28 protein-coding genes are annotated in these 26060 nt (G+C 61.7%); 16 read left to right on the top strand and 12 right to left on the bottom strand.

Going from position 1 to position 26060, the window contains the following annotated elements:
• Positions 1 to 142 precede the first annotated feature (142 nt).
• From coxB to AC0L3I_RS25385, 12 genes are all read left to right on the top strand, one after another.
• The gene (coxB, locus tag AC0L3I_RS25440) at positions 143 to 1027 is read left to right on the top strand and encodes a cytochrome c oxidase subunit II (RefSeq protein WP_473528658.1); all 885 of its coding nucleotides are present in this window, start codon (positions 143 to 145) and stop codon (positions 1025 to 1027) included.
• A 37-nt stretch (positions 1028 to 1064) separates the two neighbouring features.
• A complete protein-coding gene (gene ctaD / locus AC0L3I_RS25435) occupies positions 1065 to 2714 on the top strand; it encodes a cytochrome c oxidase subunit I (RefSeq protein WP_123147071.1) in 1650 nt (549 codons plus the stop codon).
• Between the two features lie 77 nt (positions 2715 to 2791).
• A complete protein-coding gene (locus tag AC0L3I_RS25430; protein WP_473528657.1) occupies positions 2792 to 3736 on the top strand; it encodes a heme o synthase in 945 nt (314 codons plus the stop codon).
• Between the two features lie 2 nt (positions 3737 to 3738).
• Positions 3739 to 3900 carry a hypothetical protein gene (locus AC0L3I_RS25425; RefSeq protein WP_095492403.1) on the top strand — a complete coding sequence of 54 codons (162 nt, stop codon included), beginning with the start codon at positions 3739 to 3741 and terminating at the stop codon, positions 3898 to 3900.
• Between the two features lie 8 nt (positions 3901 to 3908).
• On the top strand, positions 3909 to 4550 hold the full coding sequence (locus tag AC0L3I_RS25420) for a cytochrome c oxidase assembly protein (protein ID WP_473528656.1): 642 nt from the start codon (positions 3909 to 3911) through the stop codon (positions 4548 to 4550).
• A gap of 1 nt (position 4551) precedes the next feature.
• A complete protein-coding gene (locus AC0L3I_RS25415; RefSeq protein ID WP_473528655.1) occupies positions 4552 to 5433 on the top strand; it encodes a cytochrome c oxidase subunit 3 in 882 nt (293 codons plus the stop codon).
• An 82-nt stretch (positions 5434 to 5515) separates the two neighbouring features.
• A complete protein-coding gene (locus tag AC0L3I_RS25410; protein WP_473528654.1) occupies positions 5516 to 5902 on the top strand; it encodes a DUF983 domain-containing protein in 387 nt (128 codons plus the stop codon).
• Positions 5899 to 6654 (top strand): SURF1 family protein, encoded by a 756-nt coding sequence (locus AC0L3I_RS25405; protein ID WP_473528653.1) that lies wholly within the window; start codon positions 5899 to 5901, stop codon positions 6652 to 6654. Before AC0L3I_RS25410 ends, AC0L3I_RS25405 begins: the two co-directional genes overlap by 4 nt.
• Positions 6655 to 6751: 97 nt before the next feature.
• Positions 6752 to 7762, top strand: coding sequence for a 4-hydroxy-3-methylbut-2-enyl diphosphate reductase (gene ispH, locus AC0L3I_RS25400; protein WP_258119018.1), 1011 nt, complete (start codon positions 6752 to 6754; stop codon positions 7760 to 7762).
• Between the two features lie 7 nt (positions 7763 to 7769).
• Positions 7770 to 8732, top strand: coding sequence for a homoserine kinase (locus tag AC0L3I_RS25395; RefSeq protein WP_473528652.1), 963 nt, complete (start codon positions 7770 to 7772; stop codon positions 8730 to 8732).
• Positions 8729 to 9256, top strand: a complete 528-nt coding sequence (rnhA, locus tag AC0L3I_RS25390; protein ID WP_473528651.1) for a ribonuclease HI — start codon at positions 8729 to 8731, stop codon at positions 9254 to 9256. The genes AC0L3I_RS25395 and rnhA overlap by 4 nt, the downstream gene beginning before the upstream one ends.
• Before the next feature lie 41 nt (positions 9257 to 9297).
• Positions 9298 to 9891, top strand: coding sequence for a histidine phosphatase family protein (locus AC0L3I_RS25385; protein ID WP_473528650.1), 594 nt, complete (start codon positions 9298 to 9300; stop codon positions 9889 to 9891).
• A 5-nt stretch (positions 9892 to 9896) separates the two neighbouring features.
• Here AC0L3I_RS25385 and AC0L3I_RS25380 read toward each other — a convergent pair whose 3' ends face one another.
• The 3 genes from AC0L3I_RS25380 to AC0L3I_RS25370 all read right to left on the bottom strand — a co-directional run bounded on the left by AC0L3I_RS25380 (position 9897) and on the right by AC0L3I_RS25370 (position 11934).
• Positions 9897 to 10376, bottom strand: coding sequence for a DUF2938 domain-containing protein (locus AC0L3I_RS25380; RefSeq protein WP_473528704.1), 480 nt, complete (start codon positions 10374 to 10376; stop codon positions 9897 to 9899).
• A gap of 147 nt (positions 10377 to 10523) precedes the next feature.
• Positions 10524 to 11006, bottom strand: coding sequence for a redoxin family protein (locus AC0L3I_RS25375; protein WP_473528649.1), 483 nt, complete (start codon positions 11004 to 11006; stop codon positions 10524 to 10526).
• Positions 11007 to 11127: 121 nt separating this feature from the next.
• The gene (locus tag AC0L3I_RS25370) at positions 11128 to 11934 is read right to left on the bottom strand and encodes a protein-disulfide reductase DsbD domain-containing protein (RefSeq protein WP_473528648.1); all 807 of its coding nucleotides are present in this window, start codon (positions 11932 to 11934) and stop codon (positions 11128 to 11130) included.
• Between the two features lie 191 nt (positions 11935 to 12125).
• Here AC0L3I_RS25370 and AC0L3I_RS25365 point away from each other — a divergent pair, with 191 nt between their 5' ends.
• Positions 12126 to 12734: a YqgE/AlgH family protein gene (locus AC0L3I_RS25365; protein ID WP_473487616.1), complete on the top strand. Its 609-nt coding sequence runs from the start codon at positions 12126 to 12128 to the stop codon at positions 12732 to 12734.
• A gap of 128 nt (positions 12735 to 12862) precedes the next feature.
• Here the strand turns inward: AC0L3I_RS25365 and AC0L3I_RS25360 are convergent, their stop codons facing one another.
• The 4 genes from AC0L3I_RS25360 to AC0L3I_RS25345 form a co-directional block, all read right to left on the bottom strand.
• Positions 12863 to 13888, bottom strand: a complete 1026-nt coding sequence (locus AC0L3I_RS25360; RefSeq protein ID WP_473528647.1) for a transglycosylase SLT domain-containing protein — start codon at positions 13886 to 13888, stop codon at positions 12863 to 12865.
• 440 nt (positions 13889 to 14328) lie between these two features.
• Complete coding sequence (locus tag AC0L3I_RS25355; RefSeq protein WP_473528646.1) at positions 14329 to 15138, bottom strand: class I SAM-dependent methyltransferase; 810 nt, start codon at positions 15136 to 15138, stop codon at positions 14329 to 14331.
• Positions 15139 to 15284: 146 nt separating this feature from the next.
• Positions 15285 to 15581, bottom strand: a complete 297-nt coding sequence (locus AC0L3I_RS25350) for a hypothetical protein (protein WP_473528645.1) — start codon at positions 15579 to 15581, stop codon at positions 15285 to 15287.
• 17 nt (positions 15582 to 15598) lie between these two features.
• Positions 15599 to 16477 (bottom strand): LysR family transcriptional regulator, encoded by an 879-nt coding sequence (locus AC0L3I_RS25345; RefSeq protein WP_473528644.1) that lies wholly within the window; start codon positions 16475 to 16477, stop codon positions 15599 to 15601.
• Between the two features lie 151 nt (positions 16478 to 16628).
• Between AC0L3I_RS25345 and AC0L3I_RS25340 the strand changes: the two genes are divergently transcribed.
• Together AC0L3I_RS25340 and AC0L3I_RS25335 are read left to right on the top strand one after the other, a co-directional pair.
• Positions 16629 to 16892: a DUF4242 domain-containing protein gene (locus tag AC0L3I_RS25340; protein WP_287061459.1), complete on the top strand. Its 264-nt coding sequence runs from the start codon at positions 16629 to 16631 to the stop codon at positions 16890 to 16892.
• Positions 16893 to 17059: 167 nt separating this feature from the next.
• Entirely contained in the window at positions 17060 to 17986 is a 927-nt protein-coding gene (locus tag AC0L3I_RS25335; RefSeq protein ID WP_473528643.1) for an oxygenase MpaB family protein, read from the top strand.
• Between the two features lie 163 nt (positions 17987 to 18149).
• Here the strand turns inward: AC0L3I_RS25335 and AC0L3I_RS25330 are convergent, their stop codons facing one another.
• Genes AC0L3I_RS25330 through thrC form a run of 4 tightly spaced genes read right to left on the bottom strand, consistent with a single transcriptional unit; the run spans position 18150 to position 24358 of the window.
• On the bottom strand, positions 18150 to 21038 hold the full coding sequence (locus AC0L3I_RS25330) for an EAL domain-containing protein (RefSeq protein WP_473487611.1): 2889 nt from the start codon (positions 21036 to 21038) through the stop codon (positions 18150 to 18152).
• Between the two features lie 3 nt (positions 21039 to 21041).
• On the bottom strand, positions 21042 to 21638 hold the full coding sequence (locus tag AC0L3I_RS25325) for a GNAT family N-acetyltransferase (protein ID WP_473487610.1): 597 nt from the start codon (positions 21636 to 21638) through the stop codon (positions 21042 to 21044).
• Between the two features lie 15 nt (positions 21639 to 21653).
• The gene (locus AC0L3I_RS25320; protein WP_095492384.1) at positions 21654 to 22946 is read right to left on the bottom strand and encodes a M16 family metallopeptidase; all 1293 of its coding nucleotides are present in this window, start codon (positions 22944 to 22946) and stop codon (positions 21654 to 21656) included.
• A 14-nt stretch (positions 22947 to 22960) separates the two neighbouring features.
• Complete coding sequence (thrC, locus tag AC0L3I_RS25315) at positions 22961 to 24358, bottom strand: threonine synthase (protein WP_473528642.1); 1398 nt, start codon at positions 24356 to 24358, stop codon at positions 22961 to 22963.
• A gap of 126 nt (positions 24359 to 24484) precedes the next feature.
• Between thrC and AC0L3I_RS25310 the strand changes: the two genes are divergently transcribed.
• On the top strand, positions 24485 to 25159 hold the full coding sequence (locus AC0L3I_RS25310; protein ID WP_473528641.1) for a hypothetical protein: 675 nt from the start codon (positions 24485 to 24487) through the stop codon (positions 25157 to 25159).
• A gap of 39 nt (positions 25160 to 25198) precedes the next feature.
• Here AC0L3I_RS25310 and AC0L3I_RS25305 read toward each other — a convergent pair whose 3' ends face one another.
• Complete coding sequence (locus AC0L3I_RS25305) at positions 25199 to 25888, bottom strand: HAD family hydrolase (protein WP_473528640.1); 690 nt, start codon at positions 25886 to 25888, stop codon at positions 25199 to 25201.
• Between the last annotated feature and the right edge of the window lie 172 nt (positions 25889 to 26060).

Raw genomic sequence — 26060 nt, 5'->3', positions numbered from 1 at the left:
CGCACGGTTTCCTCCGCTCATTTCTTGCAGAGGCAAATAGAGTATGGTTTGAACCAGCCTCGGGACTGTCCGGGATTCCCGTCCCGGCGTTGTTCGATATTCTTGCGGTCCGATCGCGAGGAACTGGGAGATAATGACGGCAATGAGAAAATTCCTAGCAGGCGCCAAATTCCTGACAAGCGCTTGGGCTGCCGCCACACTGTTCGCCGGCGCGTCCGCCCATGCGGCCCAGCCTGCGCCGTGGGAGGTGAGCTTCCAGCCCGCCGCCACCGACATGATGCGGCAGATCGCCTGGTTCGAGCACTATACGCTGTGGTTCATCGTGCCGATCACCCTCTTCGTGCTCTTTCTCATCGGCTATTGCATCCTGAAGTTTCGCGCGAGCGTCAACCCGATCCCGTCGCGCACCAGCCACAACACGCTGATCGAGGTGATCTGGACGGTTGGGCCGGTCGTCGTCCTGCTCATGCTCGCCATCCCCTCGTTCCAGCTTTTGACCGCGCAATACACACCGCCGGAGGAAGCCAAGTTGACCGTCAAGGCGACGGGAAACCAGTGGAACTGGGACTACGAATACCAGACCGAAAACACGCTTTCCTTCAACTCAGCGATCCTGGCGGATTCTGACCGAGCGGCGGCCGGTAAGGAGGACCGCGGCGCTTATCCGCGCCTGCTCGCCGTCGACAACGAGATGGTGGTGCCGGTCAACACCATGACCCGGGTGCTGGTGACGGCGGCGGACGTGATCCACGCCTTTGCCATGCCGTCCTTCGGCATCAAGACCGACGCGGTTCCGGGCCGCATCAACGAGGTCTGGTTCAAGGCGGAAAAGGAAGGCCTCTATTACGGCCAGTGTTCGGAGCTCTGCGGCAAGGACCACGCCTTCATGCCGATCGCGATCCGCGTCGTCTCCGACGCCCAGTACAAGACCTGGCTGGCGGCAGCCGGCACCGACCTTCCCGGCGCCAACAAGGCGCTGATGGCCGAGGTCGACGGCAAAGACAAGGTAGCGGCCGCCGGCAACTGATGCCGCGACCAGAAAAGATCAGGGAACGGAGCCGAACATGGCAGACGCTGCAGCTCACGACCACGACCACAAGCCGTATCATGGCTGGGTCCGGTGGGTGTATTCGACCAACCACAAGGATATCGGTACGCTCTATCTGATCTTCGCGATCATGGCCGGCTGCGTCGGCGGTGCCCTTTCGGTCGTCATGCGCATGGAACTGCAGGAGCCGGGGATCCAGATTTTCACCGGCCTGGCGCAGATGGTCTACGGCTTGAACGCCGACGCTGCGCTCGACGGCGGCAAGAGCATGTACAACGCCTTCACCACCGCGCATGCGCTGATCATGATCTTCTTCATGGTCATGCCGGCGCTGATCGGTGGCTTCGCCAACTGGATGGTGCCGATCATGATCGGCGCGCCCGACATGGCTTTCCCGCGCATGAACAACGTCTCGTTCTGGTTGCTGCCACCGGCTTTCATCCTGCTGATCATCTCGGCCTTCATGCCGAGCGCGCCTGGCGCCTACGGCGTCGGCGGCGGCTGGACGATCTATCCGCCGCTATCGACATCGGGCCAGCCGGGACCGGCGATGGATCTTGCGATCCTGTCGCTGCACATCGCCGGCGCCTCGTCGATCCTCGGCGCCATCAATTTCATCACCACCATTTTCAACATGCGCGCGCCTGGCATGACGCTGCACAAGATGCCGCTGTTCGCCTGGTCGGTGCTGATCACCGCTTTCCTGCTGCTGTTGTCGCTTCCGGTTCTGGCCGGCGGCATCACCATGCTTTTGACCGATCGCAACTTCGGCACCACCTTCTTCGCGCCGGACGGCGGCGGCGACCCGATCCTGTTCCAGCACCTGTTCTGGTTCTTCGGGCACCCGGAAGTCTACATCCTGATCCTGCCGGGCTTCGGCATCGTCAGCCACATCGTCTCGACCTTCTCGAGGAAGCCCATCTTCGGCTATCTCGGCATGGCCTATGCCATGGTCGCGATCGGTGCGGTCGGCTTCATCGTCTGGGCGCACCACATGTACACGACCGGCCTGTCGCTCGACACGCAGCGCTATTTCGTCTTCGCCACGATGGTTATCGCCGTGCCGACGGGCGTGAAGATATTCTCGTGGATCGCCACCATGTGGGGCGGGTCGATTTCGCTCAAGACCCCGATGCTTTGGGCGATCGGCTTCATCTTCCTGTTCACCGTCGGCGGCGTTACCGGCGTCCAGCTTGCCAACGCCGGTCTCGACCGCCCGCTGCACGACACCTATTACGTGGTCGCGCATTTCCACTATGTGCTGTCGCTGGGCGCGGTCTTTGCCATCTTCGCCGGCTGGTACTACTGGTTCCCGAAGATGACCGGCTACATGTATTCGCCTGTCATCGCCAACACCCACTTCTGGGTCACCTTCGTCGGCGTCAACCTCGTCTTCTTCCCGCAGCATTTCCTCGGCCTCTCCGGCATGCCGCGCCGCTACATCGATTATCCGGATGCGTTTGCCGGCTGGAACATGGTGTCGTCCTACGGCTCGTACATTTCGGCCGTCGGCGTGGTCATCTTCCTCTATGGCGTGTTCGAGGCGTTCCAGAAGAAGCGGGTTGCCGGCGCCAACCCATGGGGCGAGGGTGCAACGACGCTCGAATGGCAGCTGCCTTCGCCGCCGCCCTTCCACCAGTGGGAACAGCTGCCGAAGATCAAATAGGCTTCTGCCTGGGGGAAATACGGAACCGCCGGTTCGCCGGCGGTTTTGGCCAACGGAATGATGGACTTTAAGTACGCATGGCCCTTGTCGACGACACCTTGACTGACGAACCGGGCTTTCGCGTGTCGGAAGCGACGGCGGGCGATTTCTTCGCCCTGTTGAAGCCGCGCGTCATGTCGCTGGTGGTGTTCACCGCCTTTGTCGGCCTGGTCGCGGCACCTGTGACCATCAATCCGCTTCTGGCGGTGATCGCTATCCTGGCCATTGCCATTGGTGCAGGGGCCTCCGGCGCGCTCAACATGTGGTATGACGCCGATATCGATGCGGTGATGACCAGGACCGCCGGCCGTCCGGTGCCGGCCGGCCGCATCCGGCCCGGCGAGGCGCTGAGTTTCGGCCTGGTGCTGTCGGTGCTGTCGGTGATGACGCTCGGCGTGCTGGTCAACTGGCTGTCGGCGACGCTGCTGGCCTTCACCATCTTCTTTTATGCCGTCGTCTACACGATGTGGCTGAAGCGCTGGACGCCACAGAACATTGTCATCGGCGGTGCTGCCGGCGCCATTCCGCCGGTGATCGGCTGGGCCGCAGTGACCGGAACAGTTAGCCTGGAAAGTATCGTCCTGTTCCTGATCATCTTCCTGTGGACGCCGCCGCATTTCTGGGCGCTCGCCCTCTTCAAGTCCGAGGACTATGCCAGGGCCGGCATCCCGATGATGCCGAATGTCGCGGGCCAGGCTTCGACCCGACGCCAGATCTTTGCTTACGCGCTGATCCTTGCACCGGTTGGCGTGCTGCCATGGACGCTCGGTTTCACCACCCCCGCTTATGGTGTCTTTGCGGTGCTGCTTGGTGCCGGCTTCGTCTGGTACGCGTGGAAGGTGCTGCAGATGGCGGACGGCGACCATGTGATGAAGCCGGCCAAGGCATTGTTCGGCTACTCGCTGCTCTACCTCTTTGCCATTTTCGCCGTCTATCTTGCCGACTGCGTTGTCGACCGCGTGCTGGCCATGGGTGGAGCATGACCATGGCCGACAAGAAGCTTGAACTCATCACGCTGACGGAGCGCCAGCAGAAGGCCCGGCGCAACCGCTCGGTAGCCATCGGCCTGGCGCTGGCGGTGCTTGTCGTCATCTTCTATATCGCGACCGTCGTGAAATTCGGTCACAACCTCACCGGAACGATGTGAGGCTCAAGATGAACCGCCAAACAGTGACCCATCCTCAAAAGAAGAACACCAACCGCATTGTCGCCGGCGTCTGCATCGCCTTTTTCGGCGGCATGATCGGCATGGCCTATGCCGCGGTGCCGCTCTATGCGATGTTCTGCGAGGCGACCGGTTACGGCGGCACCGTAAAACGCGCAACGCAGCAATATGCCGACCGGGTGCTCGACCGCGATATCACCATCCGTTTCGACGCCAACACAGTCGGCGTGCCCTGGCAGTTCCAGCCGGTTGCCCGCTCGGTCACCATCAAGATAGGCGAGACGGCGCAGGCGCATTATAGCGCCACCAACAAGTTCGTCCGCGACACCACCGGCCGCGCCACCTTCAACGTGCAGCCGGAACTTGCAGGATCCTACTTCAACAAGGTCGAGTGTTTCTGCTTTACCGACACGACGTTGAAGCCCGGAGAGACACTGGACATGCCGGTCGTGTTCTATGTAGATCCCGACATCGTCGATGCGCCGGAACTGAAGGACCTGAAGACGATTACCCTGTCCTATACGATGTTCCCGGTCGAGAAGAACGAGAACAACAAGCCGGCGGCCTCGACAGTGCCGGCCGAAGGCACAAGCAACAAAGTTTCACACACCGAAAGAAGCCTCGGGGGTTGATATGGCAGACGCGCACGCAAAACCACAACATGACTACCATCTCGTCGACCCAAGCCCGTGGCCTTTCCTCGGCTCGGTCGGCGCGTTGGTCACCGCGATCGGCGGCGTCTGTTACATGCAGTATCTCAAGGGCGGCGATTTCCCCGTTTTCGGCTTCAACATCGCCAATCCGTGGCTGTTCTTCATCGGCCTTTTGATCGTCCTCTACACCATGTACGCCTGGTGGTCGGATACCATCAAGGAAGCGCATGAAGGCCACCACACGCGGGTCGTGTCGCTGCATCTGCGCTACGGCATGATCATGTTCATCGCTTCCGAGGTGATGTTCTTCGTCGCCTGGTTCTGGGCTTTCTTCGACGCCAGCCTGTTTCCCGGCGAGGCACAGCAATACGCCCGCGCCGCCTTCACCGGCGGCGTCTGGCCGCCGAAGGGCCTCGAAGTCCTCGACCCCTTCCACCTGCCGCTCTACAACACCGTCATACTGCTTCTGTCGGCCACCACGGTGACCTGGGCGCACCACGCGCTCCTTCATGGCGACCGCAAGGGGCTGATCAACGGCCTGGTGCTGACGGTCGGTCTCGGCATGCTGTTCACCATGGTGCAGGCTTACGAATATATGCACGCGCCGTTCGGCTTCAGGGATTCGATTTACGGCGCCACCTTCTTCATGGCGACCGGCTTCCACGGCTTCCATGTCATCATCGGCACCATCTTTCTGCTGGTCTGCCTGGTCCGCGCGATGAAGGGCGATTTCACGCCCAAGCACCATTTCGGCTTCGAGGCGGCCGCCTGGTACTGGCACTTCGTCGACGTGGTCTGGCTGTTCCTGTTCGCGTCGATCTATGTCTGGGCCTCGAGCGGCGCGGTGATTGAAGGTCACTGAAATCTTTTTTGAGGAATTGCGTGGGCGGCTGCGGCGACGTGGCCGCCTTATCTTTTGGGGCGAAGGGCGCTAAAGTATCGCAATGAGCGACGACAAGGCGATCTGGCCACCAATCGATCCGATCTCGGCCGGCCTGCACGGCCGCTGCCCGCGCTGCGGCGAGGGACGACTGTTTTCCGGCTTCCTCACCGTCGGCAAACGCTGCGCCAATTGCGGCCTCGATTATTCCTACGCCGATGCCGGCGACGGTCCGGCGGTGTTCGTCATCCTGATCATCGGCTTCATCGTCGTCGGGCTGGCGCTGTGGATGGAGGTGACGCTGAATCCGCCGCTCTGGCTGCATTTCCTGCTGTGGATACCGCTGACGCTGGTGCTTTGCCTGGGCGCGCTCAGGCTGATCAAGGGTGTGCTCCTGACGCTGCAATACCGCAACAAGGCGGCGGAGGGCAGGCTGGACCTCGGCGAATGAGCACAACATCCGCCTCGATCGCAGGCCGTTCGCGGCCGAAGACGGCATTGCTGCTTGGCCTCGGCCTCGTGCTGTTCTTCATCCTGCTGGCGCTCGGCACCTGGCAGGTCCAGCGCCTGTACTGGAAAGAGGGTCTTCTCCAGACCATCGGCCAGCGCACGCATTCCGCACCTGTGCCGTTGGCCGAGGTCGAAAAGCGGTTCGCCGCAACCGGCGATGTGGATTACACGCCGGTGACGGCATCAGGCACTTTCCTGCATCAGGGCGAGCGACATTTCTTCGCGACCTGGGAGGGCCAGTCCGGTTTCGATATCTTCACGCCCTTGCATCTGGAGGATGGCCGCTTCGTCCTGATCAATCGCGGCTTCGTGCCCTACGATCTCAAGGACGCGGCCAAGCGCCCGCAAAGCCAGGGTGCGGGCCAGGTGACGGTGACGGGACTCGCCCGCAATCCGCTGCCGGCAAAGCCCTCGATGATGCTTCCCGACAATGATCCGCAAAAGAACATCTTCTACTGGAAGGATCGCGATGCCATGGCGGCCAGCGCCGGTCTGCCGGCCGGCGCGGGGTTGGTGCCATTCTTCATCGACGCGGACGCCACGCCGAACCCGGGTGGGCTGCCGGTCGGCGGCGTTACAATCATCGACCTGCCGAACAGCCATTTGCAATACGCCGTAACCTGGTACGGCCTTGCCGCTGCCCTTGCCGGCGTCCTCATCTTCACGCTTCGCCGCCCGGCGAAAGAAGAATGATCGGCACCGGCGCCCTTGACAGGGCAGGGGTGCGCACCTCATTTCGCGCTTTGAGTTCAAGACTTGAGCTCACGTTACGACCAACCGGCCGGGAATCATGCTTCACACGACCACAAAGCCACCGCTGACCGTCAGGCTCTGCCAACCGCGGGGCTTCTGCGCCGGCGTCGATCGCGCCATCCAGATCGTCGTGCTGGCGCTGAAGAAATACGGCGCGCCGGTCTATGTCCGCCACGAGATCGTACACAATCGCTACGTCGTCGAGGGGCTGCAAAGCCTCGGTGCGGTGTTCATCGAGGAACTCTCCGAGATACCGGCGGAACATCGCCAGAGCCCGGTCGTCTTTTCGGCGCATGGCGTGCCGAAGTCGGTGCCGGCGGACGCCCAGGCGCGCAATCTCTTCTATCTCGACGCCACCTGCCCGCTGGTGTCGAAGGTCCACAAGCAGGCGATGCGTCATCAGCGGCTCGGCCGCCATGTGCTTCTGATCGGCCATGCCGGCCACCCGGAAGTGATCGGCACGATGGGGCAGTTGCCGGACGGCGCCGTCACCTTGATCGAGACCGAAGCCGACGCGGCGAATCTGGTGCCCGCCGACCCGCAGGCGCTCGGTTTCGTCACCCAGACGACGCTGTCGGTCGAGGACACCGCCGGCATCATCCGGGTGCTTAAGGATCGTTTTCCCGATCTGCATGCGGCGGCCGCGGAATCGATCTGCTACGCCACCACCAACCGTCAGGAAGCGGTCAAGGAGACCGCCGCGGGCTCCGATCTCTTCCTGATTGTCGGCGCCCCCAACTCCTCCAATTCGCGGCGTCTTGTCGAAGTGGCCGAACGCGCCGGCGCCTCGATGTCGCTTCTCGTACAGCGCGCCTCCGAAATTCCGTGGACCGACATTGCCGGAATCTCGACGCTCGGTCTGTCGGCCGGCGCGTCGGCGCCGGAAATCATCGTCGACGAGATCATCGACGCCTTCCGGCAGCGCTTCGACGTGACGATCGAGCTGGCGGTGACGGCGACGGAAACGGAGGATTTTCCGGTGATGCGGGTCCTGCGCGACGTCGAACTGACGGCGGCCGACATGGCCTTCGTCAACGGAGCCGCGTGAAGAGCCCATGGCGGTCTACACCGACGTCAACGAAGGCGAGCTCGGCGCGTTCCTGAAGGCCTATCCGGTTGGCGATCTCCTATCCTACAAGGGCATCGCCGAAGGCACCGAGAACTCGAATTTCCTGCTGCACACGACCAGCGGCTCCTACATCCTGACGCTCTACGAAAAGCGCGTCGACAAGGCCGACCTGCCGTTCTTCCTCGGCCTCATGGGCCATCTCGCCAGGAAGGGCATTTCCTGCCCGCTTCCGGTGACGGCGCATGATGGCGACGTCATCGGAACACTTGCCGGCCGGCCGGCGGTCATCATCACTTTCCTCGAAGGTCTTTCGCTGCGGCGGCCGACATCAGCGCATTGCGGCGAGGTCGGCAAGGCGCTGGCGGCACTGCATCTTGCCGGCGCCGACTTTCCGATGACCCGTCCGAACGCTCTTGCCATCGATGGCTGGCGCAAGCTGTGGAGCGCCGCTCGCCCTCGCGCCGACGAGGTCGAGCCGGGACTGGCGGCCGAGGTCGATGCCGACTTCGTAGATTTCGAGCGGAACTGGCCCAAAGGCCTGCCGGAGGGCATTATCCATGCCGATCTTTTCCCCGACAATGTCTTCTTCCTCGGCGAGAAACTGTCCGGGCTGATCGACTTCTATTTCGCCTGCAACGATCTCTACGCCTATGATGTCGCTACCTGCCTCAACGCCTGGTGCTTCGAGAAGGATTTTTCCTTCAACCTGACCAAGGGCACGGCGCTGCTTGCCGGCTACCAAAGCGTGCGGCCCTTGAGCGGCGAGGAGAAAGCTGCGCTGCCGATACTGGCGCGCGGCTCGGCGCTGCGCTTCATGCTGACCCGGCTTTACGACTGGCTGACCGTTGCCAACGGCGGGCTGGTCATAAAACGCGACCCGACCGAATACATCCGCAGGATGCGTTTCCACCGGGCGATCAAATCCCCTTCCGAGTATGGACTAACATGACCAAGCGCGTTGAAATCTTCACCGATGGTGCCTGTTCGGGCAATCCGGGACCTGGCGGCTGGGGGGCGGTCCTGCGCTTCAACGGCGTCACGAAAGAACTGTCGGGCGGCGAGGCTGCTACCACCAACAACCGCATGGAACTTTTGGCCGCCATCTCGGCGCTCAATGCGCTGAAAGAACCCTGCGCCGTCGATCTTTATACCGACAGCAACTACGTCAAGGACGGTATTTTCAGCTGGATCGACGGCTGGAAGCGCAACGGCTGGAAGACCGCTGCCAGGCAACCGGTGAAGAATGCCGAGCTGTGGCAGGCCCTCGACGAGGCGCGCAACCCTCATCAGGTCATCTGGCATTGGGTCAAGGGCCACGCCGGCCATCCGGAGAACGAGCGTGCCGACGAGCTGGCGCGGCGTGGCATGGCGCCGTTCAAGAAAGGCCCCGTCAAGACCGCGACGCCGAAGCCAGGCCCGCAGTCGAAGCAGCCGGCGGTCGCAAAGCCACGGCGCTCGACCCAGAGTTATTGAATTCCCGCTGCGGGTCCGCTCTCTGGCAGGAAGACCCTATCATGCCGATCGCATACTACATCACGCATCCTCAGGTTCGGATCGATGCCAATGTTCCAGTGCCAGAGTGGGGGCTATCCGACATCGGGCGAGCGAGAACGTCTGCAATGCTCGATCAGCCGTGGGTTCGGTCGATCCGGCGTATCGTGTCATCGGGTGAACGCAAGGCGATGGAAACCGCCGAGATACTCGGAAGGCATCTCCGCCTTGAGGTCGAGGTGAGGGAACGGATGCATGAGAATGACCGATCGGCAACCGGTTTCCTACCGCCTGCGGAGTTCGAAGCGGTCGCGGACCAATTCTTCGCCAATCCATACAGCAGCATTCGCGGATGGGAGCGGGCTATCGATGCTCAGCATCGTATTCTGAGCGAGGTAGACACTGTGCTCGGCACAGATGACGCCGCCGACGTTGCTTTCGTGGGCCACGGAGGTGTCGGAACGCTTCTGCTGGTTTCTCTCGGCGAGCGGGAGATCAGCCGCGAGGCGGATCAGCCAGCGGGCGGCGGGAACTATTTCGCGTACGATATCCGCGCGCGTCGCGTTGTCCACGGATGGCGGCCGATCGACAGGCTGGCGCAGCACCGCGACGATTAATTTGGCTAACGGATCAGCAGCGCCGTGCCGAAAAGTCCGAGCGCGAACACAGTATGCGACACGAGGTTGAGGGCGCGGATCTGCATAGGGTTGGGGCACTTTGATGCGGCCCAGCCGGCACCCATGCCGGGCGCCAGCAGGAACCAGCCGGCGCCCACGGTGACGATTCCGAGGATGAACGCCGGCAAGAAGGTCGGCGCGGCCAGCCACGCCGCTCCTGCCAAAACGGCCAGAACGACGCCGTAGACGATGCCGACAAAATAGTGGAAGGCCCAGCCCAGCGCCGATTCATGCGCGTAGGGTGCTGCCTCGCCGATGTCGTCGTGGAACACCTTGCCGCGCTTCAGATGCCAGACCCAGCGACCGACCAGTCGCCAGTTCGGCCGCGGCTGAGCAAACACGGTGTTCAGAAAAATCGCCCAGAGGTCCATGAGCGCCGTGGCGCCGATGCCGATCGCCACAGCGCGCCAGAAGATGTCAAACATCATTGAGGTCCCCCAAGCAAACAATCCCTAATGCATGTCGCCCAAAAGCTTGCCCTCGCGCTTGACCCGAGCGTGCGCAACGGTTTTGGGATAACGAAAAACAAAGACTTAAAAGCGCGACGCGCTTTAAGAGCCCAAGCCGAAAATCTAAAGCTGTCCGAGAATATGAGCCGCCCCGGATTCGTCGACGCCGGGCTTTGTCTCGACATTGAGCGCGGTGACCTTGCCGTCGTCGACGATCATCGAAAACCGCTTCGAGCGCAGCCCCATGCCGCCGCTGGAAAGATCGGCGTCAAGGCCGATCGACTTGACGAAATCGCCATTGCCGTCGGCAAGATAAAAGAGCTTGCCTTCACCGCCGCTGAAGCGAGCCCAGGCGCCCATCACGTGAACATCGTTGACGGCAACGACGGCGATGGTGTCGACGCCGCGCGCCAGGATGGCGTCGTAATTGTCCAGATAGCCGGGCAGATGATTGTTGGAGCAGGTCGGCGTGAAAGCGCCGGGAACGGCGAACAGCACCACCTTCTTTCCCGAGAAAATCTCGGCCGTCGTGATCGCTTTTGCGCCGTCGGCAGTCATCGTCTTGAAGGTCGCTTCGGGCAGTTTATCGCCAACGGGAATCGTCATCTTGGTCCTCACTTGAGAGATGGAATGGAAGTGTTCTTGCGATAGCGAACTCAGCTGTTTCCCGCAACCTCGGGGAGCCGGGAACAAAAGGATGTTCGACCTGAACATCCTTTGCTCGGGATCAAGGGAACGGCAGCAGGCCTTCGACCGCGCCGGCTGCAGTTGTCAGCGTGTAGTAAAGTCCGCCATCCGTCGGCGTCGTCGTCGGCCTGTCGAGGATAGGCACGGTAAACAGCAGCTTGCCTTCCTTTTCGCTGCGGGCCGGCACGCCGAACATGTAATCCCGCTCACCGGCGACGAAGAAATCCGCTGCTTCGGGATTGCCCGGAAAGCTCGCCTCGACAATCAGTGTCTCGCGGTCGCCCGGCAGGATATTGATGCCGAAATCGGGTCCTGCGGGGGCAGGCAGGGTTGCAAGGGCCGCCTTCACCAATGCGGCATCTTCGACATTGTCCGGATCGGAGCCCGGATCGATGGTCAGCTTCGTCTGCACCGGGATGCAGATCGTCTCGCAAATGCCGAGAAAGATATCGGCATCGATGACGGCCGGCTCGTTCGGCGCCGACAGCGTGAAGGTCACCGGCAGCGAAACCGGATGGTCATAGCCGGCCCATTTGCCGTAGCCGTCGTCGTGGCGCTGGGGCGGTGGAAACGAAAACGTCGCGTTGACAATGTTGGTGCTGGCCGAGATATCGATTTGCGGCGGCACGCCCGCGTCGCCCGGATCGCGCCAGTAGGTTTTCCAGCCAGGCTTGAGCGCAATATCGAGGACGCCATGGATGCGCCCGGCTTCGTCGGGCTTGCCGCTGGTCACAAGCCGCACTTTGCCGCCTTCGCTATTGTACCAGATCGACGAGGAGGCTGCGGCGGGAAGGCCGGTTCCACATCCGACAGCGGCGCTGAGCAGCAGGACTTTCAAGCTTTGCATGGCGGTGATTTGAGCGTCCTTTCATGGCTGCGCAATGACTTCATGGGGTCGCTGCTATCATATTTGCGTGACCTCGGGCACAGCTTTTGCGTGACCTCGGGCACAGCTTGCGTGACCTTAGATGCACATCTGCGACCAAATCGCGCGCGGCGCATCTTTTCGGCGCTCCAGAAACGCGTTACGCTCCCCTCATGGACTTGTTGCGCCACAAGAAGATGGCTGCGGGACGCGGCTTTCTCGACGACCAGTTCCTGATTGCCATGCCCGGCATGAAGGACGACCGCTTCACGCGCTCCGTCATCTACATTTGCGCGCACAGCGACGAAGGCGCGATGGGCCTGGTCATCAACCAGACGCAGCAGATGCTGTTTCCGGATCTGCTCGTGCAGCTCGGCATCATGAACGAACAGGAGGCGATCCGCTTGCCCGCCCAGGCCCGCGACTTCGTCGTGCGCAACGGCGGACCCGTGGATCGCAGCCGCGGCTTCGTCCTGCATTCGGGCGACTACCGGGTGGAATCGTCGCTGGCCGTCTCCGAAGACATTTGCCTGACCGCGACCGTCGACATATTGCGCGCCATTTCGTCGGGCCGTGGGCCCCGGCATGCGCTGATGGCGCTCGGCTATTCGGGCTGGGGCGCCGGTCAGCTGGAAAGCGAAATCGCCGAGAACGGTTGGTTGACCTGCCCGGCAAATGCGGAGCTTCTGTTCGATACCGACATCGAGCGCAAATACGACCGGATTCTCGCTTCGATCGGCATCGACCTCGCGCATCTCAGCCTGGCGGCCGGGCACGCCTAATGCATGTCGCGCAAAAGTGTGCAGCGGTTTTGCGATAGCGACATGCATAAAACAACAACCTAAAGCGCGTCGCGTGAGGCCGATCAAACGCGACGCGCTTTAGTGGTGAAAACCCGATACCTGGCTGGCTACCGCTGCAGTGTCATCGCCAGCCGTTTGCCCAAATCGTAGACGAGATTCTCGATACCGGCTGTCCAGGACAGGTCAGCCTGTTTCACGCGGGTTTCGACATCGCTGTATTTGCCGATGCGGGCTTCCAGGAAGGAGCGCATGCGCTGGTGAAACTGGCCGACGGTGAGCTGATTTCCCTCGGCCTTGAAGATGGCAGTATTGAAGCGCGCCGCCTTGGGGAAGATTTTGCTGGCCGTGGCATTGGGCTTCTCTTCGGCATTCGACAGGAGTGTTGCTGCCCCGTTTGTGCCAAGGAAATGGGGGAGGTAAAGATCCCTTTCGTCCATAGCCTTCTCGAGACGGGCTTCGATGCGTTCCTTGGCCGCGAGAAGGTTCTTGGCCGCCAGTGCTGCCGACAGATAGGGATCGCGCCTGAATTCAAGGATGCGCTCTTCTTCGGCCTTGTCGTCGACGAAATGGTGTTCGCGCTTGCCCTCGGGGCGGATCCGGATCAGTTCCGCTTCGTCGCCCAGGCCGAACTCTGCACCGTACTTCTTCACCGCCTCGAGCCATGTCTGGTCGAGGAACTGCATAAGACCAAGTGCCGACCCTTTAGGCGGGCGGTTGTTGATGTCGAAGGAGGATTCCTTCTCGGCGATCGCGAAAAGGGTGTCGGCTGGAAATTGGGTGTCCTTGGCGGCACGCAGAATCTCGGTGGCAATGTACTGCGACACCTTGTATTCGCCGAACTCGTGCACCGACATCCCGATGACGATCTGTTCCGCGCCTTCGGAAAGGATGGAGACGGTGCCCTTCAACGCGTCGGCCAGTGTGCCTTCTCCCTTGCGTCGGGAGGTCGATATGGTGCCCGGATCGATGATGTCGAACTCGGACGCGGCCGAGGGGAAACTCAAAGCGGAGTACGGAACAGCAGTGGCAACTGCGGCTTCGGTCACTCCGTTGACCAAAACTCCCGAATAGACCGGCCATGGCATGGCTGCCACTGTCGCCGCCAGGCCAAGCCCCGCGATCCTTTTCGACAAAGGCCGTCCGCCCGAAAGGAGGACGCCTCCGCAAGCAAAGAATTCAATTGTCCTTTGGAGTGACGCCAGGTCCCCCTCCGTTCCTTGTCTAGCCGCCCAGATATTCTGGGGCAGATCTATTTCCAACGTTGAGCCGTCAACGTCGAAAAAGACAAGAAGAACGGTCAGTGCTTCATTTAGCTAGTCATGGATAATGGCGGCACAATGGCCACAGTGCGGCAAAATAATTCGAAATGTAAAGCAAGCTGATTTTAATCGAGGGCTGCGTAGCCGATGCGTTGCTTGTGGAGCCTCTCGATTGCGGGCAGAAATTTCCCTGAGGTGGTCTGCGCTCGACCGCAGCGGGGCAATCCCTTCGGTTCTCGAACGGAAGATTGTGCATGAGCAGCCATTCTCGGCGCAATACTCGATCGAACGAGTTCTCCGTTGGTGAGAGTCATTTAGCCTTTGGCTGTCGCCAGATTGGTGCTGAGCTCGAAGGCCAGTCCCGACCCAATGGTGTATGGCTGCAGCACGGGCGCACTCTCGCTCACGATCGCCTCCACGACGCGCTTGCGTTCCTGATCGCCCATTTCCTTGGCTAAGGAACTCATCCCGACCAGCGCCATCGTATTCAAATGCAGGAAAGGTGCGCCTTCCCCGAGATGGATGGTGCGCGAAACAATCCTCGATCGGACCTCGTGGAAGCCGGCGTCTCGCAGCAGCGCCTCAAGTGGAGCCGCTTCCCCGAAGCTGTACCGTTGATCGGCGATGGCGCCCAGATGGCGCTCCGCGACGCGGCGCAATTCGCGAAAGAACGGGATTTCGTCGTCTGGGCGCCACGTGGCGATCGCCAGCCTGCCACCCTTCGCCAGCGCGCGACGCATCTGCGCCGCCGCCGCGGGTTTGTCAGGAAAGAACTGCAGTCCTTGCTGGCAGACGACCACGTCGAACATCTCACCGTTACGCAGAGGCAGCTCGCCGGCATTGCCCTGGCGCCAGTCAATGGCTGGTTCTATACCCCGCGCCACGGCAAGCATGTCGGGGCTGATGTCGATGCCGACGATATATCCGGCTTCACCGAGCCGCTCTTTTGCAACGCGCGCCACTATTCCTGTTCCGCAAGCGATATCGAGTACGCGATCGCCCGAAGACAATTCCAGCTCGTCAAGAGCCATCTCGGCCCATGGACGGAAGAGAGGGCCGACGAGCCACCGCTCGTACATCTCCGGGAAACTTGCCTGGTTCATTGCGTAGCTGGGCAAGGTCATGATTGTCCTCCCTCAAATTTCCATCCGGCCATTGTGAGCCTTCACCCGCGCTCCTTGGGCGAGCGCGATTCCAACGAAGCAAGAAAGTTGCAGTCGTTCCGAAGAAAAAGAAAATGCTAATATTTTGTCGCGCCGATGCATGGCTGTCATCGGGAAAGGGCGAATCCATGCAGATGCACGAAATCCGCTACTTCCTGGCAGCGTCGCTGCTGCGTGACCCAGCCGGCGCTGACCCGCGCTATCCAGAAGCTTGAGGCAGAGCTTGGAGGCATCTCTTCCACCGCGAGCAAAGCCATGTCCATCTCACCGCCTTTAGGCGTCTCATACAGCCACATCGCCCAAAATGCGCAGCGATCGAGTGTCGGCAGGTCCTGAATACGGTCGGTACCGGCCGGAGGAACACCAGGGCGGCGCAGACGCATCTCAAACCAGCAGTAGCTCAAGCCTCAGCAATAAACGCCTAGCCTGGCCAATCGAACGTCTGGGCAGCTCGGACCATTGCCGCCGTCGCCGGGCTATAGGGCCGGCCCGGAACGCTAGCCAGGGACACCGTGCGTGCCACCGCTGGTTCGATCAGCGGACGCTGCAAAAGTTCAGGCGATGTCACCGAATATTCAGGCATGAAGGCGAAGCCGATCCGCGCCAGCACCATTGATTGGATCCAATCCTCGCGCTCGGAACGAAAGCGGGCATAAAGGCTGACGTTTCTTTCCCGGCACACACCCATTACCAAGTCCCGCATTTCGCAGGACAGACGATCGACATAGGATTCTTGAGAGAGATCGACCAACTTGATTGCATTGAGGCTCGCAAGCCGGTGATCCGGCGCGAATACGACGACGTAGCGCTCACTGTAGAGATCATGGACGCGGAAAGCCGCTCCCAATCCCTCCAGCGGATTGAGAACGGCAAGATCGAGATCGCCTTGCTCAAGCCTGTTTTTCAGTTCCTGAACGCTCGCCTCGCTGACTTCAAGCTCGACGCCATGATAATCGCGCTGGAACTTTGCGAGGAACCGGGCGAGCTTCACATGGCCGATGGTCGACATGACGCCGAGGCGGATCGGCACCTGGTTGAGCAGCCTGAAATTGTCGGCAAGCGTTCTGGTTGCGTGGGCCTCCTGCATGATCTGCTGAAGATGCGGCAGAATGGAGCGTCCGAACTCACTCAGGAGGACGCGCTTTCCCTCGCGGTGGAACAAGGGCGCGCCAAGCTCATCCTCGAGCGTCTTGACCGCTTTGGTGAGCGCCGGCTGAGACACGTTGCAATCGGTGGCGGCCTTGGTGAAGTTCAGCATCTTCGCGGCGGCAAGTACGTAGCGGACCTGAAACATCTCCATGGCGAGCCCTCCCGAGGCGGTTCCACGAAACGACATTGTAATCCTTTCATCGATAACTGTCGGCTATCGATCGATAGAAAAAATGTCGTTCTCTTTCGCCCGCCGCTGCATTCAACTCCTGTGGTCACTGTTGACAGGAGGAGATATGGAAATGACTGTCTACATGGTGGAACGCGACCTCAAGGGCATCAGCATGGAAGCTCTGGGAGATGCGCAGAAGGCGGCGATCAGCAAAGCCGCCGAGATGACCTCCAACGGCACCGACATCAGCTATCTGCGCTCGACCTTCGCACCGGAGGACGGCCGCTGCATGTGCCTGTTTGACGCTGCCTCCGATATCGACGTGAAGCGCCTAAACGACGATGCGGGGCTGCCCTATCACAGAATCGTACCGGCGCTCGATCTTACGCCATAAGGCCAGCACGACCGGGCTCGTGATAACCATCCGGGCTCGGTGTTCTTGCGGGTCGTGCGCAGCGCGCCAGGCTGATCATTTGGAACGACGGAAAGACCAGGACGTTCGTGCTGTATCCGCAGCCCACAGGTCTAGCGCTTGTTGTTCGCAGGAGTCGGAGGCGTACCATGTTTGGCAACTCGGGCATCATTCCTCTGCCTCGCCCGCTTGAGCGCCGCGTGGATACTCTTGCGCAGTCGTTCATGCGCCAGCGGCTCGGATCGCAGATGGACTTCTCGACCCCGGAAGGCGAGCCGGCGCTGTTACCGCCCAACTCGGTGTCCTGGCGTATTTTCAAGAACCCTGTTGCGCTGTTCATCGGCGGGGTTACTGCGGTGCTGCTCGAATTGGCAGAGCCGCGGGTTCGCGACGCCATTTGGCAGCACAGCACATTCCGCTCGCAGGCGCTCCGACGATTACAGCGTACCGGCCTCGCTGCCTTGGTTACGGTCTATGGCCCTCGAACCAAGGCTAAGGCCATGATTGAAGGTGTGGTCAGGATGCATGGGCGCGTTTCGGGTCGAACCAGCGAAGGTGAGCCATACCACGCCACCGACCCTGAGTTGCTGGACTGGGTGCAAGCGACGGCCGGGTTTGGCTTCATGGAGGCGTATCACGTCTATGTGCATCGTCTGCATTTTTTCGAACGGGACGCGATGTCTGCTGAGGCTCGGCCCGTCGCGCTTCTCTATGGTGCGGCCGGCGCGCCCACGTCGCAGGCCGAGCTTTACGTGCTGTTCGATGTGATGCGGCAAAGACTCGTCCCGTCGCCGATCGTCTTGGAATTCCTGCAGATCATGGAAGACGTTCCCGCCTTGCCGGGAGTGGCTCGACCGCTTCAGCGGCCATTTCTGAAGGCGGCAGTCGAGATCCTACCCCGCTGGGTGCGCACACGCTTGGCACTCGGCGACCGCTGGACGTTGAAGCCGTGGGAGCGTGCTTTTGTGAAGACGACGGCTGCAATCTGCGAGAGCATCGTCCTCCCTTCATCCCCGGCCGTTCAATCGTGCCGTCGCCTCGGCCTTTCCGAGAACTATCTCTATCGCCGACGTTAATTCAGGCTTTCCAACATTGATGGAGCCGCGCCGCGGGTAGCAAATTAGTTTTCGATACCGCGTGACCAAAACGGGTTACTCGCAACCTCCGAGCGCCCGGAGGCGGACCCCTGGCATGTCACCCAAAGTGCGCAGCAATTTTGGGACAACGACTTGCACGAAATCAAGCCCGAGTCAGCGGATACTGTTCCTTCAGCGTCTTCAGCACCTGATCGCCGGGCATCGGCGCGCCGAACATGAAGCTCTGCACATACTCGCAGCCCATCTGGCGCAGTTCGAGCGCGTCGCTTTCATCCGAAATGCCCTCCGCCACGACCGAAAGGCCGAGTTCATGCGCCATGTTGACCATGGATTTGAGCAGCACCGCGCGTTTCGGTGTCGCGTCGTCGACGAAGCTCTTGTCGATCTTGATCGTGTCGAAGGGGAAGCGCGTCAGATAGGCCAGCGATGAGTAGCCAGTGCCGAAATCGTCCAGCGACAGGCCGATACCAAGCTTCTTCAGCTTGTTCAGCACATGGGCCGTCTGCTCGGGATTGTCCATCACCAGCGATTCGGTGAGTTCGAGCCGGAAGCAGCGCGGCTTCAGATTGGCCCGCGCGATTACCGAGCGGACGTCGCTGACCAGATCGCGGCGGATGAGCTGGCGGCTGGACAGGTTGACCGAAACCGACAGCGGCGCGTCGCCGATCTGCTTTTGCCATCCGGCCAGATCTTCGGCGGCCTGTTGCATGGCGAACAAGCCAAGCTGCACGATCAGGCCGCAGCTCTCGGCGACCGGGATGAAATCGCCCGGCGGGATCATGCCGCGGCGCGGATGGTCCCAGCGCAAAAGCGCCTCGAAGCCGGCAACGCTGCCGTCTTCGAGCCGCACGATGGGCTGGTAAGCGAGTGTGAATTCGCGCCGATCGATGGCGCGGCGCAGGTCGGACTCGAACTGCAGCCGGTCGGTGCCGACGGTGCGGAAGGCGGGGCGGAACGGCTCGATCCTGTCGCCGCCGAAACGCTTGGCCTGGTGCATGGCAAGCTCGGCATCCTTGACCATGTCCTCGGCCGAACTCTGCGCCGAGGTCCAGGTGACCAGCCCGATCGAGGCGGTCAGCACGATCTCGCGCTTGGCAAAGGTGATCGGATTGTTGATCGCATGCTTGATGGCGTCGGCAACTGCTGCGATGCGGGCCGGGTCCTGTTCGGAAAGCAGCATCAGTGCGAACTGGTCGCCGGCAAAGCGTGACAGCGAATCCTTCGGCTTGAGCAGCCGGTGCAGCCGGCGCGCAATGGTCAGCAGGATGGTATCGCCGGCCGAGATGCCGAGCCCGTCATTAACCTGCTTGAACCGGTCGATGTCGATGACGAAGACGGTCGGACGCACCTTCTCTTCGGTGCGCGCGATCGAGATGATCGCCTCCAGCCGGTTCATCAGCAATTCCCGGTTCGGCAGGCCGGTCAGATTGTCGTGCACGGCATCGTGCAGCAGCCTCTCCTCGGACTTTTTCTGCTCCGTCACGTCGACCATGGTGCCGACGCACCGGATGACCTCGCCGTCCGATCCGATCACCGGCCGGGCGCGGAGCGAAAACCAGTGATAGTGCCCATCGGCACCGCGCAGGCGGAAATTCTGCGACACCCGGCCGCGCCGGTGTTCGAGCACCACGTCGAGCGTTGTGCGGAACGTGTCGCGATCATCGGCATGCAGCACCGGCAGCCAGTTGCGGGCGGCGCCGCCCAGGCTGTCGGGCGCAAGGCCAAGCTGGATGCTGACATCCGGCTTGGTGACGACGCGGTCGCGCATCACGTCCCAGTCCCAAACCGTGTCGCCCGATCCGGCGACGGCCAGCGCCTGCCGTTCGAGATCGGAGAACAGGCCCTGATGCAGCGCGCCGCCGGCAAAGGCGTGCTGCATGACGGTGAAGCCGATCAGTAGGATGATGAGGATCAGCCCGCCGCCCAATGCCGGCTGGGCGATGTCGTTGTCGAGCATGCCGGTGATCGCCATCCACGACCCGCATAGCCACAACAGGACCATGACCCAACTGGGCACCAGCATGATGGCACGGTCGTAGCCGCGTATGCCGAGGAAGATGATCAGGCCGAGGCCGGTCAGCGCGGTGGCGGCGAAGGACAGCCTGGCGATGCCGGCGGCGACCGCCGGATCGACGATTGCAACGCCTGCGATCAGTACCAGCCCCAGAATCCAGACCAGCGCGCCGTAGCTGAAATGGCCGTGCCATCGGTTGAGGTTGAGATAGGCGAACAGGAACACCACGAAGGTCGCCGCAAGCGCCACCTCCGTTCCGGCTCGCCACATCTGCTCGTTGCCGGGCGATATTTCCAAAACCTTGTTGAGAAAGCCGAAATCAATGCAGATATAGGCGAGCACCGCCCAGGCGAGTGCTGCGGTTGCCGGGAACATCGAGGTCCCCTTGACGACGAAAAGGATGGTCAGGAACAGCGCCAGAAGGCCGGCGATGCCGATGACGATACCGCGAAACAGCGTGTAGGAGTTGACCGAGTCCTTGTAGGATTCCGGATCCCATAGATAGACCTGCGGCAGTTTGGGCGAGGCAAGTTCGGCAATGAAGGTGATCACCGTTCCGGGGTTCAGCGTCACCCGAAACACATCGGCGTCGGGGCTGGTCTGGCGGTCGAGCGCGAAGCCCTCGCTGGGTGTGATCGCGGCAATGCGGGTCGAGCCGAGATCCGGCCAGAAGATGCCGGAATTCACCAGCCGGAAATGAGGTGCGACGATCAGCCTGTCGAGCTGCTGATCGGTGGTGTTGGCAAGCGCGAACACTGCCCAGTCACCGGTCGAGCGCGCATCATTGGCCTCGACCTCGATGCGCCGCACGATGCCGTCCGGGCCCGGAGCGGTCGACACCTGAAAGTTCTCGCCCTGGTTGCGGTAGATTTCGACGGCGCCCGAAAGATCGAGCGCCACGTCGTCGCGGGCGATCTTGATCGGCTCGACGGCGAAGGCCGAGGACGCCGCGCAGAGCACGACGATTGCCGTCAGAACAAAGGCGAACAACGACCCGATTCGCAGGAAATTCGTCAAAAATCAGTCCTTCGTTCCCGCGCCCGGCGGATCGTCTTCGATCCGGGCGTAGAGGTAGTGGTCCTGCCAGATGCCATTGATCCTGAGATAGGATCGCAGAAGTCCTTCGCGCCGGAATCCGGCTTTTTCAAGCACGCGGATCGACCGGGCGTTGTCGGGAATACAGGCCGCTTCGATCCGGTGCAACCTCAGCGTATCGAAGGCGAAGCGCGTCACCACCTTGACCGCGTCGGTCATCAGGCCACGGCCGCCGTAGCGCTCGCCGATCCAGTAGCCGATATGACCGCTTTGTGCGACGCCGTGGCGGATGTTGCCGAGGGTGATTCCACCGACAAGCTTGCCGTTGCCTTTCTCGAAGATGAAGAAGGCTATGGCCGTTCCCTGCGCATAGTCTTCGCGATAGCGGCTGAGGCGATGCCGCCAGGCCGTGCGGTCGAGCTCGTCGGGGTTCCACCGCGGCTCCCACGGCTCCAGGAAGGCGCGGCTTTCCCCGCGCAGCACCGACCATTCACGATAGTCATTGGTCAGCGGCACGCGCAGCGTGACCCGGTCACCCTTCAGTGCCGGCAGGTCACGGCGAAAGAAAGGGAGCGCGAACATGACGCTTTGATGGACTTAGCCGGCGAGCTTTCGGGCCGTGGTCTGCGTGCCCGATAGCGATTCGAGGACCGCCTCATAGGGAGCGAGCGTACCCACCGGTCCGACGGCAGTCAGCGTCGGCTTGGTCGAAAACAGCCGTGACGACAGGTCCGTCAGCCGCTCGACCGTCAGCGCCGACAGCCGTTCCATCAGCTCTTCCTTTGCGATCGGCCGGCCGAACAGAAGCATTTGCCGGGCGATCTGCGAGGCACGGCTGGCCGGGCTCTCGGCGGACATGATCAGGCCTGCGCGGTACTGGGCGCGTGCCCGGTCGAGTTCCTCCTGCAGGATGCTCTCGCCGGCCTTCTGCAACTCGTCGATAACCACCGGCACCAGTTCGGCGATGTCGCTCTGCCCGGTCGCGGCATGGACGCCGAATATGCCGGTGTCGGAAAAGCCCCAGTGGAAGGCATAGACCGAATAGCAAAGCCCGCGCTTTTCGCGGACCTCCTGGAAAAGACGCGACGACATGCCGCCGCCAAGGATCATCGACAGGACCTGCGAGGCGTAGAAGTCGCGTACATGATAGGCGCGGCCCTCGAACCCCAGCACGATCTGCGCGTCCATCAGGTCGCGGTCCTCGCGGAAATCGCCGCCGACATATTGCGCAAACTGCGGCATCGTGTTGTCGGACTTGCTGCGGAAACCGCCGAGATGCTTCTCGACCTCGCGCACGAAATTGTCGTGCTTGATGTCGCCGGCGGCGACGACCACCATGCGCTCGGCGCCATATTGCCGTTCGATGAATTTGTGCAATTGCTTCGAGGTGAAGGATTTGACGGTTTCCGGCGTGCCGAGGATGGAGCGGCCGATCGTCTGGTGGCGGAAAGCCGTCTCGGTGAAGCGGTCGAAGACGATATCGTCGGGCGTATCGTGAGCGGCGCCGATCTCCTGCAGGATCACATGCTGCTCGCGCTCCAGCTCCTGCGGGTCGAACTCGGATTCCTGCAGGATGTCGGAGAGGATATCGACGGCCAGGGGCACGTCGTCGCTCAGTACCCTGGCATAATAGGAGGTGGTCTCGACACTGGTGGCGGCATTGATCTCGCCGCCGACATCCTCGATTTCCGAGGCGATCTCGAAGGCGCTTCGCCTTCTGGTTCCCTTGAACGCCATATGTTCAAGCAAGTGGGCCATTCCGTGCTCTTCGCTACGCTCGTTGCGGGCGCCTGATTTGACCCAGGCACCAAGAGCGACGGATTCGAGGCTTGGAAGGGTTTCGGTGGCGACTGTCAGGCCGTTCGACAGACGGCTTACCTCAACACCCATAAAGCAAATACTCCCTAACTTGCCGCCCGCGTGTGGCGGCTAACATAATCTTCCACCATTTTCAGGTCGGATGGAAGTACCGTGTATTTTTCCTCTGATGTCATCAACCCGCCTAGCCATGCGGGCAGGGCAGGCGACACGCCGCTGGCGGCTTCGACGGCGGCCGGGAACTTTGCCGGATGGGCGGTGCCCAGCACGACCATCGGGACGGCACTGGTGGCCTTCGCAACCGCAACATGCATGGCCGCGGCCGTGTGCGGGTCGAGCAGATAGTTGCTGGCTGCGAGCGTCGAGCGGATCGTTGCGGCGACTTCGTCCATGGTCGAACGGCCGGCATCGAATTCGGAGCGGATCCTGGCGATCTCGCCGGCTTCGATGGTGAAGGCTCCGGACTGCTTGAGGCCGTTCATGTAGCGCCGCACGGTCGAGGCGTCGCGGCCGGCCGCCTCGAACAGCAAGCGCTCGAAATTCGAAGAGACCTGGATGTCCATCGACGGCGACGTGGTTGAAAAGACGCCTTTCGTGCGGTATTCGCCGCTCGACAGCGTGCGCGCCAGAATGTCGTTGTCATTGGTCGCGATGACCAGGCGCTCGATCGGCAGCCCCATCTTCCTGGCGGCGTAGCCGGCGAAGATGTCGCCGAAATTGCCGGTCGGCACCGTGAAGGAGACCGGCCGGTCGGGCGCGCCGAGCGACAGCGCCGATGAGAAGTAATAGACGATCTGGGCCATGATGCGGGCCCAGTTGATCGAATTGACCCCGGACAGCGACACCCGGTCGCGAAAACCGTGATCGTTGAACATGTCCTTCACCAGCCCCTGGCAATCGTCGAAATTGCCTTCGACCGCCAGTGCATGGACATTTGCGGCGATGGACGTCGTCATTTGCCGCTGCTGCACCGGCGAGACCCGGCCGTGCGGGAAAAGGACGAAGATGTCGGTGCGATTGCGCCCGGCGAAGGCATCGATGGCGGCCCCGCCGGTATCGCCGGACGTGGCGCCGACAATGGTGGCGCGCTGGCCGCGTTCGGCAAGCACATGGTCCATCAGCCGGGCGAGAAGCTGCATGGCCACGTCCTTGAAGGCAAGTGTGGGGCCATGGAAGAGTTCCAGAACGAACATGTTCGAGCCGGTTTGCACCAGCGGGCAGACCGCCTCGTGACGGAACGTCGCATAAGCTTCGCGCACCAGGCGTTCGAACACCGGCATCGCGATCTCGCCGCCGAGAAACGGCGACAGCACGCGGATGGCGAGGTCGGGATAGGCAAGGCCGCGCATGGCGCGGATCTCTGCCGCTGAAAACTGCGGCCAGATATCAGGCACATAAAGACCGCCATCGCGCGCCAAGCCCGCCAGCACCGCGTCGGAAAATCCAAGCACGGGCGCTTCCCCGCGGGTACTCACATATTGCATCGTCATGTTCCATTGCTGCCGGGCGGTCCGTCCGCGGCAAAGTGGTTAATTTCCGTAGTTGCTCAGTCGCATTTTTGCCGCGCGGTTGATATACGTCACCCGCTTTGCGAGAGGGAAGTGCAGTTCATGGCGTTTCATTCATCCAACGGTCGTTTTGTCGCGGGTCTGGCCCTCACCGGCTTTATGCTTACCGCCGCCGGCTGCCAATCAGGCGGCAGTAGCATGCTTGGCTTCGGAAAGAAGGACACGACACCGCCACCACCGCCGGACCCCAAGGTTCTCGCCAGCCAATTGCTGGCCTATTGTCCGAAAGTGACGCTGCGCGACGGCACCGCTTTCTTCAACACCTATGCCAAGGGCGGTCAAAAGCCCAAGAAAAAAGCCGCCGCCGAGGACGCCGAAGCTGCTGCGCTTGACGGGAGCAGCGACCAGCAGGACGATTCCGCGAAGATCATCTACCAGGCTTCGATCACCGATGTGACCCGCGACTGCAACCGTGCCAACGGCTCGCTGACGATGAAGATCGCCGTCGCCGGCAAGGTCGTTCCGGGACCGATGTTCAGCCCGGGCACAATCACCATGCCGATCCGTATCGCTGTGATGCACGGCACCGAGGTCCTTTACTCGCAGCTTCACCAACATCAGGTCCAGGTTACCAACCCCTCGAGTGCCACCCAGTTCGTCTTCACCGATTCGAACGTTGTCGTTCCCGAGCCGACCGCGAAAAATTATCAGGTGTTCGCCGGCTATGACGAAGGCCCGCCGAAGAAGACCGACAAGAAGATTGCCGCGGCCGAATAGGCGCAGCTTTGGAGCTGCGCGTCCATCTGGACGCCTGCTTCACGCATCCGCCGACCACTCCGACAGGGCGGCGATCACGCTTTTCAGTTCCGCCCAGCGGCGGATGACCGTTTCGGCGCCGGCCTCGGTCAGCGCGTCGGCATGCCCGGGATAGCTGTGCGCCGCTCCGGTGAAGCCGATCACGCGCATGCCGGCTGTCCTGGCGCCGGTCACGCCATGCACGGAATCTTCGATGACGAAGGTGTTCGCCGGATCGGCCTCGAGTTTTTCCGCGGCAAAGAGAAATACGTCGGGCGCCGGCTTGGATTTTCCGCTCGGCGTTTCTAGCGAGGAAAAAATGTGCCCGGTAAAAAACGGCAGCAGACGCACCTTCTCCAGCATGAATTCGATCCGCTCGGAGCGCGAATTCGAGCAGACGCAGCGCGGCGCGGTCACCGCCACGACCGCTTCGTGCACCCCGTCGACGGCGCGCACGTCGCTGCGCAGCCGGCGGTCGACCAGGTCTTCGGCACGATCGATCAGCGAGGCCTGGAACGGGACGCGGGATTTTTCCTCGACCCGCATTATGATGTCCTTGAAGGTCAGCCCGGCATAGGTTTCGGAAACCTCCTCGGCCGATATCTCGTAACCGGCCGACGTCAAAAGCTCGGCTTCGATGCGCGCGGCGATGATTTCGGAATCGACGAGCACGCCGTCGCAATCGAAGATGACAAGGTCTGGCTGAGGCATGGCGATCCGGAAAGCGGGAGGGAGGAGGCTGGGACGGTTCAGGCGGCGCGGCATACACCAACAGGCCGATCTTCGCAAATTACCTGGGGTCCGAACCAGGGCAACGAGTCCAGGTTAACGGGCTTGGAGAGCTGCCATCAGGTAGTCGGTATCCCAGGTTGCGAGTTTTCGC

Source organism: Mesorhizobium sp. WSM4840 (assembly GCF_055811755.1).
Note: the sequence above shows the minus strand (reverse complement) of the source record. Positions and strands in the feature narration are given on the sequence as shown.

Bases quoted from the DNA above. Each gene is read 5' to 3' on its own strand.
- thrC (WP_473528642.1), bottom strand. From the start codon at position 24,358: ATGCAATATGTGAGTACCCGCGGGGAAGCGCCCGTGCTTGGATTTTCC.
- AC0L3I_RS25405 (WP_473528653.1), top strand. From the start codon at position 5,899: ATGAGCACAACATCCGCCTCGATCGCAGGCCGTTCGCGGCCGAAGACG.
- AC0L3I_RS25420 (WP_473528656.1), top strand. From the start codon at position 3,909: ATGAACCGCCAAACAGTGACCCATCCTCAAAAGAAGAACACCAACCGC.
- rnhA (WP_473528651.1), top strand. From the start codon at position 8,729: ATGACCAAGCGCGTTGAAATCTTCACCGATGGTGCCTGTTCGGGCAAT.
- AC0L3I_RS25310 (WP_473528641.1), top strand. From the start codon at position 24,485: ATGGCGTTTCATTCATCCAACGGTCGTTTTGTCGCGGGTCTGGCCCTC.
- AC0L3I_RS25335 (WP_473528643.1), top strand. From the start codon at position 17,060: ATGTTTGGCAACTCGGGCATCATTCCTCTGCCTCGCCCGCTTGAGCGC.
- AC0L3I_RS25385 (WP_473528650.1), top strand. From the start codon at position 9,298: ATGCCGATCGCATACTACATCACGCATCCTCAGGTTCGGATCGATGCC.
- AC0L3I_RS25415 (WP_473528655.1), top strand. From the start codon at position 4,552: ATGGCAGACGCGCACGCAAAACCACAACATGACTACCATCTCGTCGAC.
- AC0L3I_RS25355 (WP_473528646.1), bottom strand. From the start codon at position 15,138: ATGACCTTGCCCAGCTACGCAATGAACCAGGCAAGTTTCCCGGAGATG.
- AC0L3I_RS25375 (WP_473528649.1), bottom strand. From the start codon at position 11,006: ATGACGATTCCCGTTGGCGATAAACTGCCCGAAGCGACCTTCAAGACG.
- AC0L3I_RS25345 (WP_473528644.1), bottom strand. From the start codon at position 16,477: ATGGAGATGTTTCAGGTCCGCTACGTACTTGCCGCCGCGAAGATGCTG.
- ctaD (WP_123147071.1), top strand. From the start codon at position 1,065: ATGGCAGACGCTGCAGCTCACGACCACGACCACAAGCCGTATCATGGC.
- AC0L3I_RS25370 (WP_473528648.1), bottom strand. From the start codon at position 11,934: ATGCAAAGCTTGAAAGTCCTGCTGCTCAGCGCCGCTGTCGGATGTGGA.
- AC0L3I_RS25325 (WP_473487610.1), bottom strand. From the start codon at position 21,638: ATGTTCGCGCTCCCTTTCTTTCGCCGTGACCTGCCGGCACTGAAGGGT.
- AC0L3I_RS25320 (WP_095492384.1), bottom strand. From the start codon at position 22,946: ATGGGTGTTGAGGTAAGCCGTCTGTCGAACGGCCTGACAGTCGCCACC.
- AC0L3I_RS25365 (WP_473487616.1), top strand. From the start codon at position 12,126: ATGGACTTGTTGCGCCACAAGAAGATGGCTGCGGGACGCGGCTTTCTC.
- AC0L3I_RS25380 (WP_473528704.1), bottom strand. From the start codon at position 10,376: ATGTTTGACATCTTCTGGCGCGCTGTGGCGATCGGCATCGGCGCCACG.
- AC0L3I_RS25430 (WP_473528657.1), top strand. From the start codon at position 2,792: ATGGCCCTTGTCGACGACACCTTGACTGACGAACCGGGCTTTCGCGTG.
- AC0L3I_RS25425 (WP_095492403.1), top strand. From the start codon at position 3,739: ATGGCCGACAAGAAGCTTGAACTCATCACGCTGACGGAGCGCCAGCAG.
- AC0L3I_RS25395 (WP_473528652.1), top strand. From the start codon at position 7,770: ATGGCGGTCTACACCGACGTCAACGAAGGCGAGCTCGGCGCGTTCCTG.
- coxB (WP_473528658.1), top strand. From the start codon at position 143: ATGAGAAAATTCCTAGCAGGCGCCAAATTCCTGACAAGCGCTTGGGCT.
- AC0L3I_RS25410 (WP_473528654.1), top strand. From the start codon at position 5,516: ATGAGCGACGACAAGGCGATCTGGCCACCAATCGATCCGATCTCGGCC.
- ispH (WP_258119018.1), top strand. From the start codon at position 6,752: ATGCTTCACACGACCACAAAGCCACCGCTGACCGTCAGGCTCTGCCAA.
- AC0L3I_RS25340 (WP_287061459.1), top strand. From the start codon at position 16,629: ATGACTGTCTACATGGTGGAACGCGACCTCAAGGGCATCAGCATGGAA.
- AC0L3I_RS25305 (WP_473528640.1), bottom strand. From the start codon at position 25,888: ATGCCTCAGCCAGACCTTGTCATCTTCGATTGCGACGGCGTGCTCGTC.